The 22,218-nt window shown below is 32.7% G+C and carries 18 protein-coding genes; 2 read left to right on the top strand and 16 right to left on the bottom strand.

The genetic code is table 11. From position 1 onward, the window contains the following. Nucleotides 1-147 precede the first annotated feature (147 nt). Together nadE and Z054_RS0114055 are read left to right on the top strand one after the other, a co-directional pair. Nucleotides 148-936, top strand: a complete 789-nt coding sequence (nadE, locus tag Z054_RS0114060) for an NAD(+) synthase (RefSeq protein WP_024770695.1) — start codon at nt 148-150, stop codon at nt 934-936. 141 nt (nt 937-1,077) lie between these two features. Further along, nucleotides 1,078-1,710: a response regulator gene (locus Z054_RS0114055; protein ID WP_024770694.1), complete on the top strand. Its 633-nt coding sequence runs from the start codon at nt 1,078-1,080 to the stop codon at nt 1,708-1,710. On the opposite strand, the gene dnaG is transcribed toward Z054_RS0114055, so the two are convergent. The 16 genes from dnaG to Z054_RS30255 all read right to left on the bottom strand — a co-directional run bounded on the left by dnaG (nt 1,707) and on the right by Z054_RS30255 (nt 22,098). Beyond that, the gene (gene dnaG, locus Z054_RS0114050) at nt 1,707-3,674 is read right to left on the bottom strand and encodes a DNA primase (protein ID WP_024770693.1); all 1,968 of its coding nucleotides are present in this window, start codon (nt 3,672-3,674) and stop codon (nt 1,707-1,709) included. The genes Z054_RS0114055 and dnaG overlap by 4 nt on opposite strands. A 201-nt stretch (nt 3,675-3,875) precedes the next feature. Further along, complete coding sequence (locus Z054_RS0114045) at nt 3,876-7,139, bottom strand: fibronectin type III domain-containing protein (protein ID WP_024770692.1); 3,264 nt, start codon at nt 7,137-7,139, stop codon at nt 3,876-3,878. Nucleotides 7,140-7,654: 515 nt separating this feature from the next. After that, entirely contained in the window at nt 7,655-8,698 is a 1,044-nt protein-coding gene (locus tag Z054_RS0114040; RefSeq protein WP_024770691.1) for a hypothetical protein, read from the bottom strand. 71 nt (nt 8,699-8,769) lie between these two features. Further along, nucleotides 8,770-9,576, bottom strand: coding sequence for a hypothetical protein (locus tag Z054_RS0114035; RefSeq protein WP_024770690.1), 807 nt, complete (start codon nt 9,574-9,576; stop codon nt 8,770-8,772). Further along, a complete protein-coding gene (locus tag Z054_RS0114030; RefSeq protein ID WP_024770689.1) occupies nt 9,557-10,126 on the bottom strand; it encodes an RNA polymerase sigma factor in 570 nt (189 codons plus the stop codon). Before Z054_RS0114030 ends, Z054_RS0114035 begins: the two co-directional genes overlap by 20 nt. A gap of 184 nt (nt 10,127-10,310) precedes the next feature. Continuing rightward, complete coding sequence (locus Z054_RS0114025) at nt 10,311-11,288, bottom strand: polyprenyl synthetase family protein (protein ID WP_024770688.1); 978 nt, start codon at nt 11,286-11,288, stop codon at nt 10,311-10,313. Nucleotides 11,289-11,411: 123 nt separating this feature from the next. Beyond that, entirely contained in the window at nt 11,412-12,452 is a 1,041-nt protein-coding gene (rlmN, locus tag Z054_RS0114020; protein ID WP_024770687.1) for a 23S rRNA (adenine(2503)-C(2))-methyltransferase RlmN, read from the bottom strand. A gap of 125 nt (nt 12,453-12,577) precedes the next feature. After that, nucleotides 12,578-13,501, bottom strand: coding sequence for a chalcone isomerase family protein (locus Z054_RS30260; RefSeq protein WP_024770686.1), 924 nt, complete (start codon nt 13,499-13,501; stop codon nt 12,578-12,580). Between the two features lie 293 nt (nt 13,502-13,794). Beyond that, nucleotides 13,795-14,844, bottom strand: a complete 1,050-nt coding sequence (gene queA, locus Z054_RS0114005; RefSeq protein WP_024770685.1) for a tRNA preQ1(34) S-adenosylmethionine ribosyltransferase-isomerase QueA — start codon at nt 14,842-14,844, stop codon at nt 13,795-13,797. 151 nt (nt 14,845-14,995) lie between these two features. Then, the gene (locus tag Z054_RS0114000) at nt 14,996-16,222 is read right to left on the bottom strand and encodes a 3-phosphoshikimate 1-carboxyvinyltransferase (protein ID WP_024770684.1); all 1,227 of its coding nucleotides are present in this window, start codon (nt 16,220-16,222) and stop codon (nt 14,996-14,998) included. A 1-nt stretch (nt 16,223) separates the two neighbouring features. Continuing rightward, complete coding sequence (locus Z054_RS0113995) at nt 16,224-16,478, bottom strand: hypothetical protein (RefSeq protein ID WP_152538561.1); 255 nt, start codon at nt 16,476-16,478, stop codon at nt 16,224-16,226. Then, on the bottom strand, nt 16,478-16,804 hold the full coding sequence (locus tag Z054_RS0113990) for a nucleotide pyrophosphohydrolase (RefSeq protein WP_024770682.1): 327 nt from the start codon (nt 16,802-16,804) through the stop codon (nt 16,478-16,480). Before Z054_RS0113990 ends, Z054_RS0113995 begins: the two co-directional genes overlap by 1 nt. Nucleotides 16,805-16,806: 2 nt before the next feature. Continuing rightward, nucleotides 16,807-18,837 (bottom strand): DUF3857 domain-containing protein, encoded by a 2,031-nt coding sequence (locus tag Z054_RS0113985; protein WP_024770681.1) that lies wholly within the window; start codon nt 18,835-18,837, stop codon nt 16,807-16,809. Between the two features lie 12 nt (nt 18,838-18,849). After that, a complete protein-coding gene (locus Z054_RS0113980) occupies nt 18,850-20,763 on the bottom strand; it encodes a DUF3857 domain-containing protein (protein WP_024770680.1) in 1,914 nt (637 codons plus the stop codon). A 22-nt stretch (nt 20,764-20,785) separates the two neighbouring features. After that, complete coding sequence (gene dtd / locus Z054_RS0113975) at nt 20,786-21,238, bottom strand: D-aminoacyl-tRNA deacylase (RefSeq protein ID WP_024770679.1); 453 nt, start codon at nt 21,236-21,238, stop codon at nt 20,786-20,788. A gap of 35 nt (nt 21,239-21,273) precedes the next feature. Continuing rightward, the gene (locus tag Z054_RS30255) at nt 21,274-22,098 is read right to left on the bottom strand and encodes a tail fiber protein (RefSeq protein WP_152538560.1); all 825 of its coding nucleotides are present in this window, start codon (nt 22,096-22,098) and stop codon (nt 21,274-21,276) included. Nucleotides 22,099-22,218 lie beyond the last annotated feature (120 nt).

The raw sequence follows: 22,218 nt of genomic DNA, 5'->3' as shown, positions 1-22,218 counted from the left end.
CTATTCCAGAACGCCATCTTTTTTTATTAATTTTATATTCGCAAAGGTAATATATCAAATTACCACAGACAAAGATCGAAATACGAAGTATAAAATTGAAATACTCATAGTATTTAGATTTAAATTAACACTAACAAATAACGAAGAATGCAAACAGAAAAAGTAATTGATCATATTGTAAACTGGTTAAAGGAATACGCTACTAATGCAAACATAGAAGGTTTTGTTATTGGTGTAAGCGGGGGGATTGATAGCGCTGTTACTTCTTCTTTATGTGCAAAAACAGGATTAAAAACGCTTTGCGTAGAAATGCCCATTCATCAAGCTCAGAGTCAAGTAACAAGAGCCCAAGAGCATATTAATCATTTAAAAGGAAGGTTTCCTAATGTTTCTGATACAAGAGTTGATTTGACTCCTGTTTTTGAAGAACTAAAATCTGTCGTTCCAGAAATGGCTCCAAGTGCACAACTTGATCTATCATTAGCAAACACCAGAGCGCGATTAAGAATGTCTACATTATATTACTTTGCTGGTTTATATAAATACCTAGTTGCCGGAACAGGCAATAAGGTTGAAGACTTTGGAGTTGGTTTTTACACCAAATATGGGGATGGTGGTGTAGATTTGAGTCCTATTGCAAACTTATTAAAAAGTGAAGTCTACACAATAGGAGAAGCTCTAGGGGTACCAAATTCTATACAAATTGCTTCTCCAACCGATGGGTTATTTGGAGATAGCAGGAGTGATGAAGATCAAATTGGTGCAAGTTATGATGAATTAGAATGGGCTATGAAAATGAAAGATGAAGGTAAAAATATTGATGATTTTAAAGGAAGAGAGCAAGAGGTTTTTGAAATTTTCGTCCGTCTAAATACCGTAAACCAACATAAAATGACCCCTATTCCGGTGTGTAAAATACCCGTTAATCTATTATAAGCAACATTTTGTCGATAAATACATAAAAAAAAGTTTACGAGGACTAGTTCTTAGTAATTTTGCACAAAGATTTAAAAATTACCCCTAGCCTAAGATGTTACACTCTTAAAATTAAACTAACATTAACAATCGTAAACAAGAATGACAACCGTATTAATCGCAGATCATCATCCAATTACAAGGAAGGGGATCGTTTCTTTATTTCGCAACTCAGAAGATTATGAGATCATTGGCAAAGTAAGTAACGGAAACGAGATGTATGATGTTTTGAAAGCTAATACTCCAGATGTACTCATCATGGAGTTAGATTTACCTCAAATCAATGGAATTATGGCATTGAGAACAATTAAAAAAGAATTTCCTAGAATCAAAGTAATTATTTTTAGTTCTCATCCTGAAGAAATGTACGCTTTAAGTGCTATTAAAGCAGGAGCTTCGGCATACTTATCCAAAACAGTACCAACAAAAACACTTAAAAAAGCAATCGAACGCGTTGCAAGGGGTGGTATATATTTAAATGATAACCTTACACAGCAATTAGCAAATGGAAATGCTAATGAAAATAATATGGTTGTAAAATATAAAAAACTATCCTCCAGAGAAATAGAGGTACTCAATCTATTATCTTCCGGAAAACGTAATAAAGATATAGCTTCTACATTATCTATTAATGAGAAAACAGTAAGTACGTATAAGACGCGACTGCTCAAAAAACTAAAAGTAGATAATCTTGCAGACCTAATTCATCAATCCAGATTATTGCATATTAGCTAGACCACTCGGTTTAGCTTTTCAGACAATATTCTTTTTAATGATAGATAATCCATGATATCCTGTATGGTTTCTTGATTATCATTGGCATCAGTATTTGGAGCTTTCACTTCTTGTGAGAGCTCTTCTACTTTTTGACTAATCAGGAATCTTCGTAGGTTTAAGATAATATCACTTACATACTGAGCTATCGTAAAGTTTTTTTGTTTTACATGGATCTCCATATCTATCCATCTATGTAATGTATATCGCTCTTCATTCATCATGATAGCCGTAATCTCTGAGGCTATTTCTGGAGCTATATGATTAATAAAGGTTTCGATTTTAAATTCCTCATTTTGTTGTAATTGCTCAATCAAAACGGCGTATATCTCTTTAAAACTATTATTAGTAAATTCTATTTCATCATCCTGAAGATCAAGATATATTTTCTCAAATACTTTTGTGGTGTGTACTTCTGGCTCTAAAACGAGATTCCCTTCATCATTTTCTTTTAAGACAAGATCTTCAAACTCTTCTTCATGGCTTCCATAAAGTAGCAATATCTCTATTATCTTTCGTTCTAGTTCATACTGTTCGTTAACCTTTGGAGATTGTGAAGTTTCTGTTTTTACAACTTCTAATGACTTCTGATGTTGTTTTTGCTGTTTACGGCCTCCTTTTACATCAACATTACGAATTTGCGCCAAAGTATCGAACAATACATCTTCAGAAATGTCCATTATTCTAGAACATTCTTTGACATAAATTTCTCGTTTGATCACATCAGGAATTTTAGAAATACTAGTTACCATATCTCTAACTAATTCTGCCCTCTTAATAGGATCATTCTTAGATTCTTGCTGTAATAGTGACGCTTTAAAACTAATAAAATCCTGAACATTTTCTTCGAGATACCCTCTTAGTTCTTCTAGCGTATTTTGCTTGGCAAAGCTATCTGGATCTTCCCCATCAGGAAAACTACAGACTTTTACATTCATTCCTTGTTCAAGAATCAAATCAATCCCTCTTAAAGATGCTCGCATCCCAGCGGCATCACTATCAAACAATACCGTGACATTCTTGGTTAGTCTGCTAATTAGACGAATTTGATCTGACGTTAATGCCGTACCAGACGAAGAAACTACGTTGGTGACACCTGTTTGATTAAACTGAATAACATCTGTGTATCCTTCTACAAGATAACAGTTATCTTCTTTGGCAATAGTTTGTTTTGCATGATAAATCCCATAAAGCACCTTACTCTTATGGTAGATATCACTCTCTGGAGAGTTAAGATATTTTGCCGCTTTTTTCTCATTGGTTAAGATTCTCCCTCCAAAACCCAGGACACGGCCAGACATTGATTGAATGGGAAACATCACTCTACCTTTGAAACGATCAAATTGTTTTTCTTCTTTTACTATGGTAAGACCTGTTTTCTCCAGGTAGTTTAATTGATATCCTTTTTTAATTGCTTCTGCCGTCAATGCATCCCAAACATCAGGAGAATATCCTAGTCCAAACTTTTTTATAGTTTCTTCGGTAAATCCTCTTTCTTTAAAATAAGTTAGCCCTATGGCTTTACCTTGTTCTGTTTTAAGTAAAGAATTCTGAAAAAAAGTATTAGCAAACTCACTAACCAGATACATACTTTCTCTTTCATCTGCTTGCTGCTTTTGTTCATCGGTTTGCTCGGTTTCTTCAAATTCAATATTATATTTTTTAGCCAAATATTTTATGGCTTCAGGATATGTAAAATGCTCATGTTCCATCAAAAAAGCAACTACATTACCTCCTTTTCCGCTAGAAAAATCTTTCCAAATCTGTTTTACGGGCGACACCATAAAAGAAGGTGTTCTTTCATCACTAAATGGACTTAATCCTTTAAAATTACTCCCTGCTTTTTTTAATTGCACAAAGTCACCTATTACTTCTTCTAACCGAGCAGTTTCGAATACAGCATCTATAGTGGACTTATTGATCATTATCTGGTATTATATAATTAATATTGAGCAGTAAGTACTTTATTGAGAATCCTACTACAAAAGTTTGTCTTTGTTTATATCGACAAGCTCAACGCAAAAATAATATAATTCCTGAAACACCATCCTCTTCTTGATTTAATAAAAAAAGAGGCTGTCTAAAAAAGACAGCCTCTTAACATTAATTTTTTATTTGTTCAGAAATTATTTTGCTACAATAAAACTTCTTGTAACAATAGTTTCTTTAGCAGTAATTCTTGCAAAATAAGTTCCTGCTGTAAGATTACTTACATCAATTTGCTTAATTCCCTGACCATCAATGCTACGAACTTTTTGACCAAACATAGAGAAGATCTCTAATTTTTGGATTGGTGTTTTACCAACTGTTATATTTAAAACATCTTTAGTTGGGTTCGGATACAACATAAATCGCTTGTCATTTGAGTTAACATCTGTTAATTCATAAGTATCTAACCTTACACTTGATCCCTGCACACAGAACTCTGTAGCGTCAGAATTCGTAAACTCTCCTCCTGATGCAATAGTACCTGCACTACTTGATAACGTATAAGAACCATTACCATATGAACAGCAAATCCCGTCTCCAAAAGAATCAGAAATTGTAAATGTATAGCTTCCTGAAGCTGGTGCGCTAATAGTTTCTGTAACAGTAGATCCATCTGGGTTTGCCGTAGAATAGCTTTTTGAAGCCACTGTTGCACCTCCTGCATCAGTTAATGTCCAAGAAGTCTCTTCTGGGTAGTTATCAAATGTTATACTTAAGGATAAATCACCTGTAGCGCAATTTCCTGTAGTATCACTAGTAAGTGATATTTTGTCTATTGCTGCATCAGCTTGCCAAGTATTCCCAGTTACACGATTAAATCGTAATTGTAGTCCAACTCCAAGATAAGCTGCCAAATCTATTGTAGCAGCTTGCCAAGAGTCCCCCTGGTTTCCGCTTTTGTTCCAAATACTGGTCCAGGTTGCACCATCATCATTACTTGCTTCAACATCCAGTGATCCAAAATCAGCACCACCATACATATGGTAACTAAATGAAAATACAGCCGCTGTAGCACCGCTAAGGTCAACACAAGGAGAATTAAGAATTGCTCTTTTGTTTGGATACCCAGTACCATTTCCAGATGCTTCAACATAAATATAAGTTGATCCATCATCTGCACTTGAAGGTCCTGTATTATTAGAAGGTGTACCTCCAGAATCTCTTGACCAGTCTAGATCATCTCCTGATGCTTGCGTCCATCCTCCAAAATCACTTTCAAAACTTTCACTATATGGAACAGCAACTCCATTTAAACACCCTGTTGCGGCTAGAGTAGTTACACTTATTGGTGTACTCGTAGCTGATTCATTTCCGGCAGCATCTTTTGCTAACACCTTAAACTCATATGTAGTCTCAGGAGAAAGTCCAGTTACTATATTAGTTGTAGCGTTTACAGTAGCAACTACAGCTCCGTCTTGTAATACATCATATCCTGCAACACCTACATTATCAGTAGATGCATCCCAGTTTAAGGTAGTCTGACCTGCTGAAGTATTAGATGCTGTTAAATTTGCAGGTACAGTTGGTGCCTGAGTATCTGGTGCAACTGTAGTAACAGTAAGTGTTGCACTTGCAGCAGATTCATTTCCTGCTGCATCTTTTGCCTTTATAGAGAAATCATAAGATGTACTTGCTGTTAACCCAGTGATATCAGCTGTAGTTGTAGCTACAGTTGCCACTACCGCACCACCTTGATATACATCATATGCAGTAACTCCTACATTATCAGTAGATGCGTCCCAGCTCAATGAAGTAGAAACATCAGTAGTATTAGATGCAGTTAGATTAGCAGGAGCTGTAGGAGCTTCTGTATCCGGAGTATCTGGTTCAATTCTAAAAGCTACAACATGACTCTTTCTCACATTAGGAGCTGGTCCTTTCATATACTCACTAATATGCCAGAAAGTTTTATCATCTAATGGATCTATAGTCATTTGACCATAATCTCCGTAACGACCATCACCTCTATTATTCTGGCTATCTCCATCTGCAGAAACCTGTTCTGCAACAGTCATTGTTCCTACCGGATCACTAGCTAATCGACCAGTGTATCGTAGTGAAGTATATACACTAGTACTTACTACTGTATATGCTAATCCGATATTACCTTGTGAATCCTGAGCAATACTTCCACAGAAAGCACTAAGTCCATCTGGTTGTGTATATGTACCTTCTTGATAAATAGTCCATGGTTGCCCATCTGCAGTTTGGCGAAGTTCATACCAACGAATACCAGCTAAGCTATCATTACCATCTAAGTCTACCACAAAATTCATTACCACAGAGTTATGAGTACCAAAACGTCTATAGTTTGTCATATACATCATAGTTGCTTGTAATGCATCTATGTCTGGTCCACTACCTGGTTCATCAAGGTTTTGAAAAGATCCATTATCAAACACACTATCAAAAGGTGCTGTATTGATCGATTGCGGTTGTGAAATTGTAGAATTCGCTGGAGTCGTCCAATTTACACTAGTTGTCCATACTTTTAAGTGATCTGTTGAAATCCCAGACCAGCTATCATCTTGCATGTACACGATAGAACAACCTACGCCTGCCGGAGGAAGTGTTGTACCTGTAGCATTAAATCCTCCTGGACTGTAAAACCCATTGGTTTCTGCTCCTGGTAAAGGAAAACTTACCATTTGAGCCGTTGTTTCTCCTGCAATCATCTTATCTCGTTCTACCACAAATACAACATCATTAGTATCTGGAGCATTTTGATCTTTATTTGCAGTAATGTAGTATCCATCACTCCAGATAGATAATTTTTCATAATCAGGAAATGTTCCCGTGTTAAATCTATAGGTAGACCATCCATCATTTACTGGATCTGGTCCTTTACAGACTGCTATTAAAAATCCATTTGGTGAGTTACTAAACTCCATGATAATAAATCTATCGGCGAAGTTATCATATACCACCACTGGATCTCCTAATGTTTCTCCAGGAAACAAGGTTCCTAAAGAGGCTTCAGCTAATAGAACGTTACCCGTTCTATCGAGGATACCAAAACCAGAGTTAAATGCATACACGTAATGATTAGGGCCAATAGCCCCTGTTGCATCATTTAACACAGTTCCAACATGAGCATCAAAAGATGCTACTGGAGCTCGAACTGCCATTTTACGAGCACTTTTTTGTCGCTCGATAAGCGGATCATTTCCCTGAGGGAAGCCTTTTCCCGGAACGAAAGTATTACTTCCTTTACGTTTAGGAGGAGCAACATGTTGAAACCCTTTGGCAGAAATAATATTTTTCATTTTAGAAAATGCTGGGATATCCCTTTTGTAAGCTGATTCACTTACAGAGTTAGCTTTTACGGGAGTTCCCTTTTGAGCAAGCAGCCCGAAGCTGCAAAACACAAATAATGTTAGATAAAAAAATTTAGTTTTCATATGAGTGAAATTTGGTTAATTGTTCGGTTTTATACCAATTTCAGCATAAGTAGTAACGACTAACATTTTGAGGCAAAAAATGTAGAATCGTTATTAAAATTTTGGAAAGAATTATTTCAACTATGACTTGGATAAATATAGAATATTTCATCTAGAAACAAAAAAATAAATTGTCATAAAATACTTACATTCAAATAGTTACGTTAAAACCATAATTAATTTAAGGGGAATACTTTTATTTATATATTTAACAAATATTCATTATTAGTAAATTATTTAACAAAAAAATATAAATGTTTAGCATATCGATTTGATAGGGTAGCCGTTAAATAAAGGTCTGAGAATCATAACACAAATAGCTTATGAGGTGAAAAAAATAAAAGAGCGATATAGTCATATCGCTCTTTTAAAATAATCATTACTTGCTCCTACTTTATTAACAAAAAACTATTTCATCTATTATAGTCCACTAATTTCATAAAATATACGGGTAATCGCATCAATTTATTTATCGATTAAAAGTCAAAACGTAATCCTAACGACACATTATTTTGTTCAATCTCTGCATTTTTAAAAATTGGAGACAGATCGTACTTAGCATATATAGACATATCTCCAAAGCCAATATATCCGCTTAATCCATATATTAGATCACTGGTGTTATAATCTCTTTTAATTTTATCTTTAACGCGATCGCCATTTTCTTTATATTTTAATTTTTGGCGAGTACTTATATTTACTCCGACATATCCCCCCAGGCCTATTCTAAATCTATTTCTAGTAGAATATCGTATACTCTTTTCTGTCTCTGTTACTTTTGACGGACCAAATTCAAAGTGTACAGGAACCACAAGGTTATCCATTCTAAATTTTGATTTATCCAATTCTACTCTAAATTCTTCTAATGTCGTTTGATTACCATTTTCTACAAAATATCTATTATCTGTAGGTTTTAAACCATTAGAAGTATATGAAATCCCATATTTAATTCTTAAGAAATTGGTATTTTTAAACACTCTTGTTTTCCAAGCCCATCCAATTTCAAAAAACCTACTTCCAGAAATTTTATAATCAGAATCATCCAATGATTGCCCATCTACAATTGCATTGTTAAGCCCAAAGGCAATTACTAAATTTGATGTTGTGCGTCTATCATATCGTATTTCTCTGTCTTTATTAGATCCAAAATTAAACCCTAAGAAAGTAAGACTATATTCCATATCTTTTTCTAAAAGTTCAATTGTACTCCCCCCATTTCGTTCTAAAAATGCTATTTTATTTTCTATAATAGCTATCCTGTTTTCAATATTAAGAGCGTGTTTTTTAGCAACTTCTTCCTTAAGTCTTTGAGCGTCTTCTTTAGTTATTTCGCCATTTACCAACTTTTCATTAATCTCCTCTACTTCTTTTTTTAATGCTTCTTTTTCTACATTGATAACACGTTCTTTCTGCTGTTTCAATTGCTCTATTGCATTATTATCACTTACTTCCTGCGCACTTGACAATTGGGCAAAAAGTGCCATGGCCACAAATGTAGCTATTGTAACTATCGTCTTCATTTTTTTGAATTTTATTTGTAATCTCCCTAGTATACCAGGGAGATTACTGATTATTTGATTGATGAATGATTTTAATTATCTCTTTCTACTACCGCTGTTTTAACTTTTTGGAAACCTGTTTTAAGCGCTTCAAAAACACGTTGTTTAAAAGTCTCATCAAGTTCTGCTTCTACATCTTGCAGAAGGGTTGATGCACTCACTGTACTAGATTTTAATATTTTTGCTGTTGAAATTTCTCGTTGAGCTTTTAGCAATAACCGATTGATTTCATCATCGGTCACTTGAGCATTGTTTTTTTGAAGCTCTTGAATTTGCGCCACTACTCCTGCCACTTTATCTTCAATTATTAAAGAATCTACAGGTGAAATTTTGTTTTTAATCGTATTGGCATTTTTATCATTTTCTGCTAACTCAGTATCATAATCCCTATTTCCTAACATCTTTTTTGCAGTCATACCCTCATGCATTATTATTTCTGAGGTAACATTTTTCTTTTTAAGAGAGGATGTCACAGTATTATTCGATATTGGATTTTCTTCAAAAACTTTAGAATTATTTTTTTCAATAACTTTCTGTTTTGTATCCTTATTTTTAACTACCTCAGTATTTTCTTTTTTTATAATCTCATTACTATTATCAACAAATTGGATGTTATTTTGTTTAGAGGCTGGATTTTGATTCATTAATATTGAAGTCAAAATCAATACTCCAACAAAGATTGCTGCTATACTATACCACTGGATTTTTTTACTTTCTTTTTTTTGTTTTTTTACACTATCTAACTGCGTTGTTAATTGTTCCCAAGAATCACTTGAAGGCTGTATAGCGCGCTGCTCTAGCTTTTCTTTCATCTTTTCTTCAAATTTCAATGGCGCCATTACTTATCTTATTTTGTTGGTTTAACTTTTGTTGTAACGTTTTCCTAGCTTTAAATAGTTGAGATTTTGAAGTACTTACAGAAATTTCTAACATCTTAGCTATCTCGTTATGCTTATATCCTTCTATAGCATATAACACAAATACCATTCTATATCCTTCTGGTAAACTATCTATTAATTCCTGAATCTGGTCTACTTCTAATTCTGTATTAATATTGTTCCAGGATTCTTCGGTATAGCTTGTTATTTCTTCGGTAAAAAGAACCTGTTTTTCTTTTCTTAAAAAAGAGATAGATTCATTAACCATAATTCTTCGCACCCATCCTTCAAAACTTCCTTCGAATTTAAATTTATTCAGATTCATAAAAACTTTTAAAAACCCGCCAAGCATAACTTCTTCCGCAAAATGAATATCCTTAATATATCGCCTGCACACACTAAGCATTTTGGGCGCATACTGATTGTATAGCTGATGCTGTGCATCGCGATATTGCTTCGCTGCCCTTTTAATGAGTTGGGTTTCACTTTTATAAAATTGAATAACTTTCAATATAAAGTCAATTAATTAGGTCTTCTATTTACATAGACGAGAATAAGAATAAAAAGGTTGCCTCGTATTTTAAATAATTAATGTTGAATTATAAATATTTAGAGATAATCCGATATATATTTTTCTTAAAAAACTTATCGTATACGCAATGGGTATCTCTTTTTTAGCACCAAAAAGGTTTTAATTATTTTTTTCGGTCGATAACATAATCAACCATAAGTTCTAAAGAAGATTTATAATCAGAATCTGGATATTCTGATAAGATGGAAAGTGCTTCATTTTTAAATTGATGCATTATTTTAATGGCATACTCCAATCCTCCACTTATTTTCACAAAGTCTATAACTTCTTTAACTCTTTTTTTATCTTTATTATGATTTTTTACCGAGTTAATGAGCCACTTCTTTTTTTCTTTAGTGCAGTGATTTAATGTGTAGATGAGAGGGAGTGTCATTTTTTGCTCTTTAATATCAATCCCAGTGGGCTTTCCTATGGCTGTATCACCATAATCAAATAAATCATCCTTAATTTGAAAAGCCATCCCGATGAGTTCTCCAAATTTTCTCATTTTTTCAACATCATCAGAATCAGGGGATACAGAACATGCTCCCAAGCTACAACAAGCCGCTATTAATGTTGCCGTTTTCTGGCGAATGATCTCATAATATATCTCTTCTGTGATATCAAGATTTCTAGCTTTTTCGATTTGTAACAGTTCTCCTTCACTCATTTCTCTTACTGCTACCGAAATAATCTTTAAAAGGTCAAAATCTCCATAATCAATAGAGAGTAACAATCCTTTTGACAATAGATAATCCCCTACCAAAACTGCTATTTTGTTTTTCCATAGGGCATTAATAGAAAAGAAGCCTCGCCTTTGATTAGAATCATCAACGACATCATCATGGACCAAAGTTGCAGTATGAATCAATTCAATTACCGAAGCTCCTCGGTATGTTCGTTCGTTTACTTCTCCTCCAGATACCATTTTAGAGACCAGAAAAACAAACATAGGCCGCATTTGCTTACCTTTTCTATTTACAATATAATGTGTAATTCTATTGAGTAAGGCTACCTTAGAGATCATTGAATCTGAAAACTTTTTTTCAAAAAGTTCCATTTCATCAATGATTGGTAATTTTATTTGTTCTACAACTTTCAATATGCTGTACTTGATTCTGTTTTCTATAGTAACGCGAAGATAGCGTAAATAGTTTTTCTTTGAAACCGATACTGTTATATATCAAGAATATTACTTATAATTTAAAAAATATAAGAAGTATCTCTAAGATTTGTTAGCTAATTGACCACAGGCTGCATCTATATCTTTTCCACGGCTACGGCGAACATTTATAACAATCCCATGAGATTCTAGTCCATTAATGTAGTTATCAATTGCTTTGTTTGATGCTTGTTGAAATGCTCCATCATCAATTGGGTTATATTCTATCAAATTTACTTTACATGGTACATAAGAACAGAATCGTATCAAAGCTTCAATATCTTCTTTTCTATCATTTATACCTTCCCAAACAACATACTCATAAGTGATCTTACTTTTTGTTTTTGCATACCAATATTCTAATGCCTCTCTAAGATCATTAAGTGGAAATGTTTCATTAAAAGGCATTATTGATGTTCTTATTTCATCTATTGCAGAATGTAATGAAACTGCTAATTTAAATTTCACCTCATCATCTGCCATTTTCTTAATCATTTTTGGGACACCAGAAGTAGATACAGTGATTCTTTTTGGAGACATTGCCAATCCTTCAGGGGAAGTAATTTTATCAATGGCTTTCAATACATTATTATAGTTCATTAAAGGCTCTCCCATACCCATGAACACAATATTTGATAAAGGACGATTGTGATATAATCGGCTTTCTTTATCTATAGCCATTACCTGATCATAAATTTCATCAGGATTAAGGTTTCTCATTCTTTTTAATCGAGCTGTTGCACAAAACTTACAATCCAAGCTACACCCTACTTGAGAAGACACACAAGCTGTAGTTCTGGTTGGCGTAGGAATTAGTACTGATTCTACTATTAATCCATCATGCAATTTTACTGCATTTTTAATAGTACCGTCTGTACTTCGTTGCATTTGGTCAACCCGAATATGATTGATCACAAAGTTTTCTTCAAGTATTTTTCGAGTAGCTATGGAAATATTGGTCATATCATTAAAACTATGAGCGCCTTTACTCCATAGCCATTCATAAACCTGATTTCCTCTAAAAGATTTATCTCCATTTTCTTCAAAAAAAAGCCGTAACTGATCTTTAGTTAAGGTTCTTATGTCTTTTTTCTTCACATTCATAACTTCTGCAAAAGTATAAAGATAAATGGTACTGTAACATACATCTTCGTTCTTTATTGTAGTGATCAAAAAACCCTGGAAAAAATATCCAGGGGTTTTTTGATCATTATCTTATAATAGGCATCTTACTTTTTCATTCTTTTCCATTCATGAACTCCACCTCCGCCTTTATACTTAACCTTAAGCATATTTGGTTCATCCTCATCAATCCATATTTGGCATTCTGAAATTCTACCATTTTTTATATCTGTAAATTTTCCATTTACATATTTATCTCCTTTTAATCTTAATCCTTTCAAAATGACCAATCCCTCTACATTTTGATTTTTATCAGCACCTTCACATTCATAACAGATCGCATCTCTTTCTGATATACGCATCATCCTTTGTACTGAGCCATACACTTTATTATCTATAATATATAATTGAACGATACTAATAGCGACCCCTGTTTTTTTATCATAAGTTTTCCATCTTCCTAGTATAGGGTTAGGTTCATAAGAAGCAAGTAAATCTTCCTTTAATTGTGAATCTATAGGGTTTTCTCCTAACCAAATTTTAAATAAGGCCTTTTTAAACTCTTTACTATTTATTGTTCCCAGTAATTCTTTGTTCTTATAAAGAGTTAATTTTCCTCCTTTAACGTATAAAATTTTATAAATATCAAATTTATCTATTTCATTAGGAAGAAGGTTAAGAAAATCTCTTATTTGGTTTTCTAATAAATAGCTATTACCATCTGTAGCTCTTTCTAAACCATTTCTTATAATATCCTTAAATTCACTATCAGTAATTGAAGAAATAATCTTAATTGTAATAGCCATAGTAACATCTTTTTCTGCTACCATAACTCCATCCTCTACTCCATCTACTTCAAAGTCCAAATATAATGCCATCGCATATAACTTTTCGGTAGATCCTGCACCATTAAGCATTAACTCTGATTCATTAAAAACATCAACATCGTTAAAGCTAATACTACCAACTTTGGTTTGAGCATAAGAAAAAACAGTACTGAAAAATGCTATGTAATAAATTACTTTTCTCATTCTATAATTAGGTTTAGTTCTTTTTTCATAATTGGAACATACAAAAAAAACAGTACAAATTTATAAAAAGTACGTTTATAAGCCTCATCTAGCATGTTTTTCGACAAAAACCGATATTAATCGTTTTCTGACATTTTAACAAATTACGGTTTTACCATAATTTTTTAAGGCCTCGAAAATAGCATTTTTTTTGCGAATAATGCAATTTAATAAGCTAATTTCTAGAAACATACAAAAAAACCCTACCAAATTCAGGGTTTAGCAGGGCTTTTAATATTATTCATTTTTTACTTTTAGATGATTAACATAGCATCACCATAAGAATAAAATTTATATTTTTCTTTCACAGCTTCTTCATATGCTTCTTTAATGAAATCATGTCCTGCAAATGCAGATACCATCATTAATAAAGTAGATTTAGGCGTATGAAAATTCGTAATCATACAATTTGCAATACTAAAATCATAAGGGGGGAAAATAAACTTATTAGTCCATCCTCTAAATTCATTTAACGTTCTTTCTGATGATACCGAGCTTTCGAGAGCTCTCATTACTGTAGTTCCGACAGCACAAATTCTTCTTTTATTTGTTATCCCGTTATTAATGGTATGAGCAGCATTAGCAGTAACATAAGCTTCTTCACTATCCATCTTATGTTTAGATAAATCTTCAACCTCAACAGGGTTAAATGTTCCTAAACCTACATGTAATGTAATTTCTGCAAAATCAACTCCTTTGATTTCTAGTCTTTTCATTAAATGTTTAGAAAAATGAAGTCCTGCAGTTGGAGCAGCAACAGCGCCTTCATTTTTAGCATATATAGTTTGATATCTTTCTTCATCTTCGGGTTCTGCATCTCTTTTAATATATTTAGGCAAAGGTGTTTCTCCCAGATCATTAAGTTTTTGTCTAAATTCATCATAAGAACCATCATACAAAAAACGTAATGTACGTCCTCTAGATGTCGTATTATCTATTACTTCTGCCACCAAACTCTCATCATCTCCAAAATACAGCTTATTTCCGATACGTATTTTTCTAGCTGGGTCAACGAGCACATCCCAAAGTCTTGTTTCTGGGTTTAGTTCACGTAATAAGAATACTTCAATTCTAGCTCCTGTTTTCTCTTTATTACCGTACAGTCTAGCAGGAAAAACTTTAGTATTATTAACAACCATCACATCATTTGGCTCAAAATAATCTATAAGATCTTTAAACTGTTTATGCTCTATGGTTTGATCCTTTCTATTAAGAACCATTAGTCGAGATTCATCTCTGTTTTCAGCTGGATACTCAGCCAATAAATCTTGTGGAAGATCAAAATTGAAATGTGATAGCTTCATTCGTGTTTATTTTTTGAAGGTGCAAATATACAATCTTGGGATAGGGGTTGTCAAGTAAATTAGAATATATTTACATATCCAGAGGTACTGTTTTTTAAATATTCCGTAAGAAAACCACCTTCAAAGCACTACTAACCTGCTTTAACCCTCTTTACACTTCTGAAATTTTAAATCCTAATTTCTCTAAATCTAACCAAAAATCGGGATAGGATTTAGAAACAACATTAGCATCTTCAACTTGTAATGATGTTTTAAGCGCAAGAGGTGCAAATGCCATAGCCATACGATGATCATTATATGTTGCTACAGTTACATCTTTTTTTATTGATGCAGAAGACTCTAAACGAAGAGAATTCTCAGTAATATGAACTTGGCCTCCTAGTTTTCCTATTTCATTTTTTAAAGCCTCAAGACGATCTGTTTCTTTTATTTTTAACGTATGTAAACCCGTAAGATAGCAACCAATACCTAATCCAAAACAGGTTACAACAATTGTTTGAGCGATATCAGGAGAATTGGATAAATCTAACCCATCCTGAAGCATCTGGTGTTTATCTGATACCTTTTTTAAGGTAATTGTATTTTGATCAAAAGTTGTTTCTACCCCCAGGTTTTTGTAAATTTCTGCAAGTTCAGCATCTCCTTGGTAGCTCTGTTTTTTATAACTTCCAATAGTGACAGATTTATTATCAGATAGAGCAACAACACTGTAAAAATAGGAAGCAGAACTCCAATCTGATTCTACTATAACATTTTTTGGAGAAATTTCTTTACAAGGTTTAATGGTAATTTTATTGTCTTTAAAGACCCCTTTAATACCTGCATCATTTAACAAACTTAATGTCATATTAATATATGGTACAGAGGTTACTTTTCCTTCTAATAAAATTTCTAATCCATTGGGTAAAGAAGAGGCTATTAATATTAATGCCGAAATATATTGACTACTCACATTTGCTTGTAAAGAAACAGAGCTGGTTTCGGGTGGCTTTCCTTGAATACGTATCGGAGGATACCCATGTTCGTTTTCATAACTAATTTCACATCCTAATTGTTGTAATGCTTCGACCAATATTTTAATTGGTCGTTCTTTCATTCTTTTACTTCCCGTGAGTACAGTCTCTCTACCATTTTTAACAGCAAAATATGCCGTAAGAAAACGCATTGCTGTGCCTGCATGATGAATATCTACAATGAGTTCATCACTATGCAAAGCTTTTTGCATTAACTCAGAATCATCACTATTGGATACATTTTCGATCCTTATATTGGGGTATAATGCCTGGAGTATTAGTAATCTATTTGTTTCACTTTTTGATCCCGTAATTTGCAGTGTATTACCTTCTATATTAGGAATGTGTTCTAATTTCAAATTCATTTTATCGATTTGATTTCCGTTTTCTTAATTCAAAATAATATCCCATGATCATCCCATATATTAATCCTCCTACGATTCGGGATATCATATATCTAATCCATTGTTGATGATTAATTCTTTCTTCTATAAAAATATCCCAGGTAGAGCTACTGTATTGCATAAAATACTCAATAACACTAAAAATAATTATAAAGCTAAATCCTACAAAAAACACAGAGAGCCAGTACCTTTTTGACAAAAGAATTGATGTGAACATTATTTTAATTTTTCGTTATTATGATGACGATCATGGTCTCTTTTTGTTTTAACATCCAGCTTTTTATCAAAAGCTTCCTGAAGGTTAATTCCTGTTTGATTAGCCAGGCATAACACTACAAATAAAACATCAGCCAACTCTTCTCCAAGATCTTTATTTTTATCACTTTCTTTTTCACTTTGCTCACCATAGCGTCGTGCTATAATTCTGGCAACTTCTCCTACTTCTTCTGTAAGTTGTGCCATGTTGGTTAACTCATTAAAATACCGTACTCCGTGATTTTTGATCCAATCATCTACAGCACGTTGGGCATCCTGGATATTCATAATTATATTTTTTTAAGAACTATCTGTTCATTTTCTTTTTCAATAACTTGACTATAAAACTCCTTTAATGTCAAATAATACTCAGAAGGAAGAAAAGCTACATTAACGGTTTCATTAACAACAACCTGTATCATCCCATTTGCTATATTTGATCTAAATGAAAAAGCACCTATGTTTTCTGGCATTTTAAAACCTCCGGATTTTGGAAGTTCGGCTACTTCATATCCTTCGGGAATTTTGATATTTACCATATAAGTATTGGTAAATCCATAACCAAAATCTATCGGGTACTCTCTATCATTAGATTTAAATACATTTTCTTTATCTCTTAAAAATAACAACGGAGAAAAATACATTTCATTTTCGATGGATTCTACCTGGTCGTAAGATATAAAATTAAAGCTTTCGCTAACTCCTTTCCCGGTTTCATTTATACCTTTAACCGTATATTCCTCAATTTCATCCAGGCCAAATCTTTTCTTAAAACGCTTTACTTTACTTTCATCATCTTTTGCTCCATTATCTACTCTAAAATCATGTGCAAAATAGTCCATGTGACGAACATTAAATTTACCTTTTATAACTCCGTCTTTATCAACCTGGCACTGGGCACTATATCTTTTTAAAGAAGATTTTCTTGGCCTAAGGTCTACTCTTTGTGAAGTACCATTTTTAGAAATTACTCTCCCTGATCCACGAATTACTCTATCTGGTAAAACATTAGGTAAGGCATATCTATCTGTAGCATCTAAATAAACATGACTACCATCGGCTAATTTTACTCTGGATATCACATAATTAAACCCATCTACAGTAGGAAACATAGCAATAACTCTGTTACTTGCACTTACTAGTACCGGGTTAGCATCCAGTCCTACAGAAGATAACATAGAAGTAAGCATTAGGTTGATTTCTGCAGAATTACCTGTCTTTTCTCTATATGCCTTTTTGACCCCAACACTTGTACTCACAGCATACGTATCATTCCATCGCATTCTGTTTTTTACATAATTGAATACTTTCGTCATCTTGGTTGTCTGATTTTCTGACCGGGATACTACCGCTTTCAAATCTTCTTCGTAATAACTTTTCTTTTTTAATTCTTCACCAAAATTGCCACTTTTATAAATTGTTTTTGTAACATCTTCCCAAGTTGTAGAATAGTATTTAACAGGTCTATTTGGCCAATTAACACTAGACAACTCATAGCTTATACTTGAAATATAATTTTTAACATTTCCAGAAAAAGGTTCTATTTTAAAAGCAGGTACATTGGTAGAGTTAATCGTATTTTTAATAACCTTAAAATCAACACCATTGGTTGAAAATGTTGATTTTACTGGAGCTCCTCCTATACCTCCAGTACTTGTTCTGGTTTTAGATGTCAATGTAATTTTACCATTATGATTAGATTCTTTAACATCTATTGGAAGATATCCTGATGTAAACTTTTTAAATATAAAATACTCTGGTGATTCAACTACTACATCGAGTTTTTTAATTGGTATTTCATATTGAAGATAGATTCTATCCATATTGTATATAAATGGTGAAATGATCTTATACTTATACTCAATTACCGAACCTTCTTGTAAAGAGGGCATTGTAAATTTTGTTTGATCATAATATTTAGAGTGTTCATTTTTAAAAATCCCATCTTTTTTAAGCTTGGTTTCTACAATTTTATTATCCACCAAATTATATGTAACCCCTTTTAAACTTACTATTTTTTCATTCTCGCTATTTTTATGATACAAAAACACCTCATCTGTTGCATAGTCAAATCCATCTTTTTTATATAGCTTTATTCTTTTATACACCTCGGTAATCAATTGAAAACCCTGAGATTGATTATAATTCATATGTATATGTTTCTTTTCATAAAGAACGGCAGCATGTGCTGTGCTATCAATAGGATATGATTGCTCTGTTAATTCTTCTTTAGAAACTTTTCCATATTTATATTCCTGCGCAAAACCGCTTGTGGAAACTATAAGAATACAACCTAATAGTAATTTATTTATATTTTTCATTGAGATGGTTATTTATTGTTGTTTTAATGCTATTCTAGATTTGTCTATTTTCTTAATTTGGGATCTAAACCTTCTATATTCTTCGTATTTTTCCTTCGGAAATTTGCCATCAACTATTTTCAAAAATCGCTTGAATTTAAGTTGCTTATCATCAATTTTTTCGAGTTCATAGCTATACCTACCAAATACAGTTTCGATAGATTTTTTTTCTGGTAAATTTCCTGTCGCATATCCATCGGGTAAATTAATGATGTATTCATCTGTATTTACATACCCTCGTGATATTACCAAAGGTGTTTGTCTGGTATCATATTTAGGTAAATTAATCTGATCTCGACTAAAAAGATTAGGAGATATCAATAAACGACTTCCTACTTTTTTGGCATAAGAGCTACAAGAAATTTCTACATCTTCTGTAAATTTGATATCATCTTTATTATCATTAAGCTTTATCTTACCTACTTCTAGGTTATTAATATGCCCCAAAAACTCCTTATAATATAACTTTTGATCTTTTGGTGTTTCAAACTGAATGTTATAGTTCCAATCATATTCAAGCCCTTGTGACACTCTTTTAATAGTTGCAGACATGGATTTATCTACTAGGAGATTAACTGTTGCTGTGGTATGAAGTATATTTTCTTCAGGTTCATATTTCTTGGTTCTTTTAATTTCTCCACCTTCAGGCTTTACAACTAAAACGTTTCTATCATCTGTAAAATCTCCTATAAAATTAAATGGAAGTGTCTGACTTGTACACTCTAACCACAGATTTTTATCTTCATCAGGAATATTCAATATCACATGATTCCCTTGCATTGAAGCAAATTCTGAATCAACATCCCTTCTTTCATCTGCATACACTATAGTATAATAAGAAGTTATATTCTGGCTATCTAATAAAGATTTAGTATAGTTTGTTAGTGCTTTACAATCCCCATACCCTAATCTATCAACATCACTTGCCAAAAATGGCTCCCAACCTCCGATACCTAATTGCACACTTATGTACCTAGTTTTATCCTGTACATATTCATAAATCAACTTGGCTTTCTCTTTTTTAGTTTTTGCATCTGCAACCAATTTGTTTATCTTTTCGGTAGTCTCTGGAGGTAATTTATCTCTACCAGATATGAGTTTATCATATTGCCATTTTCCAAAAGATTTCCAGTCTGTTGCTGTACCCTTAACTCCTTCTAATGAGAATTCGTTTAATGCCACCTTTACCATTGGTGCCATATCATTGAGAGAAGGACTATATGCTTCGGGTAATCGTGCAGGGATATTAGAAATTGAATACAAAGTTTCCAGATTCGTCTTATTCGTTTCAACTGGATAATCACCAAAATTTGTTTCTCTGTATCTAATTGATATTTTTGATGAATTTAAAATCTTATATTTAGATTTTTCAATACTTAATCTATAAGCCAGAATAGGTCTCCAATGTTTTATAAATGCTGTACTTGAACTTTCTACTTCACTTTCAAATGCAAGTGTATAAGGATAATTCAATGGTGTGTATTCAAAATATTTTATTCTATTATCATTCATCAATGATATCCCATCAGAAACACTTCTATCTTTAAAATCCTTCTTTTTATATTTTTTAATCTCTTTCCCAAAAGAATCATAAACTATGGCTTCTAATTTTCTAATTTTTGTAGATGGGCTATACCCTTCATAAGAATCAGCGTATCCATCTCCATATTTATTAAGTACGGTAACAATTCTTTTGGTTTTTACAACAACAGAATTTACCGATTTTATCTCAATAGTAACCTCTTCAGACCTTACAATAGCATTAGCATTTTTGGTAAGTGTAGAATCCAAGAGTACAGTCTGTAATTTTACATTATCCTGAGCTGAGATTTGCTCAATACAGGATAATGTAAGCACAACCGAAACCAGTAGTATTTTTTGTAACATAAAAATTATTTTAGGGGGTAGTTTATTCTTTGTTTTTTGTGTCTACTGTAATCGTAACAGGCCCATCGTTAAGTAATGATATTTTCATATCAGCTCCAAAAACACCTGTGCCTATTTTCTTTTCTAAATCCAACTCTAATCGCTGTACAAAGTTCTCGTAGAGCGGAATCGCTATTTCTGGCTTTGCAGCTTTAATATAACTGGGTCTATTACCTTTTTTGATACTTGCATGCAATGTAAATTGACTCACAACTATAGCATCTCCATTTATATCCAATATACTTCTATTCATTACACCGGCTTCATCATCAAATATCCTAAGACGAGATATTTTTCCTGATAACCAATCTATATCCTCTTGTGAATCCTTTTCTTCTATTCCTATTAGAATAAGTAATCCTTGATTCATATTTGATATAACCTTGCCGTCGACACTTACCGATGCCTCAGCAACTCTCTGAATTACTGCCCTCATTTATTCATTATTGTTTTTAAAAAACAAAAGTTATTCTACTTTTTAGATTCAAGTAATTTTTCAATTTCTACTAATCGATCAGATAAAGATTTTAATTCTGTATTCTCTTTTTTAAGTTTTTCAATCTCTTTCTGTTGCTGTATAGTATAAAGGGTCAATTCTTCAATTTTTTTAAGAAGATTCATATCCATTTCGGCTTGCATCACTCCGTTTTGTTCAAATTCTTCTGCTGATGGGATTTCGGGAAGATGACTATTTTTTTTAATGAATTTTTCTACTTCTTCAATAGTTATAAGATTATAATCTTTTTTAAACACATAATCAGGAGCCGGAACATTAAGATCAATTTTCACTTCTTTAGCGTGAATATTTCCATTAACAGTTAATTTCATGTCTGGACTAATTGTTCCTATCCCGATATTTCCATTATTTAAAATTGTCATTTTTTTACTACCCAGATCGGATTGATCTCCAGCCGTTCTAGTTAAAAATGAAATGCCTCCATATGTAGGGTTATTAATATTATATGTATCAAAATCTATATATGAAGAAGGTTTTGTTTTGTCTGGAACATCCCAAGCCCCAAATTTTGTTCTTATATTGGTTCCAATAATATTGTTTGCTGAGTTGGAGGTTATATAATAAAATGGAGAGATTCCTTGAGAAGGATCTATTCGTATATTATAATCACCCTTTATATGTAATTTGGCATCTAGAGGACTAATTATGCCTATTCCAAGCTCTCCATTTTTATAGATTAAATTATTTGCGTTAGTATTGTCTTCAAGTTTTACTTTTTTTTGAGCATTGACTCCAATTATAATTCCAAGTGCTCCAATTAATACTATTATTTTTCTCATTTCTTTTTTTATTTTATAGTCTGCGTATAAGTTGATATGAGACAACGTGTTTTGTTTGCATGTTTTTTCATTCAATTATTACATTAAATAATTCTAAAAATTATTTTAATTAACAACTTT

The organism is Aquimarina macrocephali JAMB N27, assembly GCF_000520995.1.
In the GTDB taxonomy this organism is placed as follows: domain Bacteria; phylum Bacteroidota; class Bacteroidia; order Flavobacteriales; family Flavobacteriaceae; genus Aquimarina; species Aquimarina macrocephali.
The sequence above is the reverse complement of the archived record's forward strand: the minus strand, read 5'-3'. Positions and strand labels throughout refer to the sequence as shown.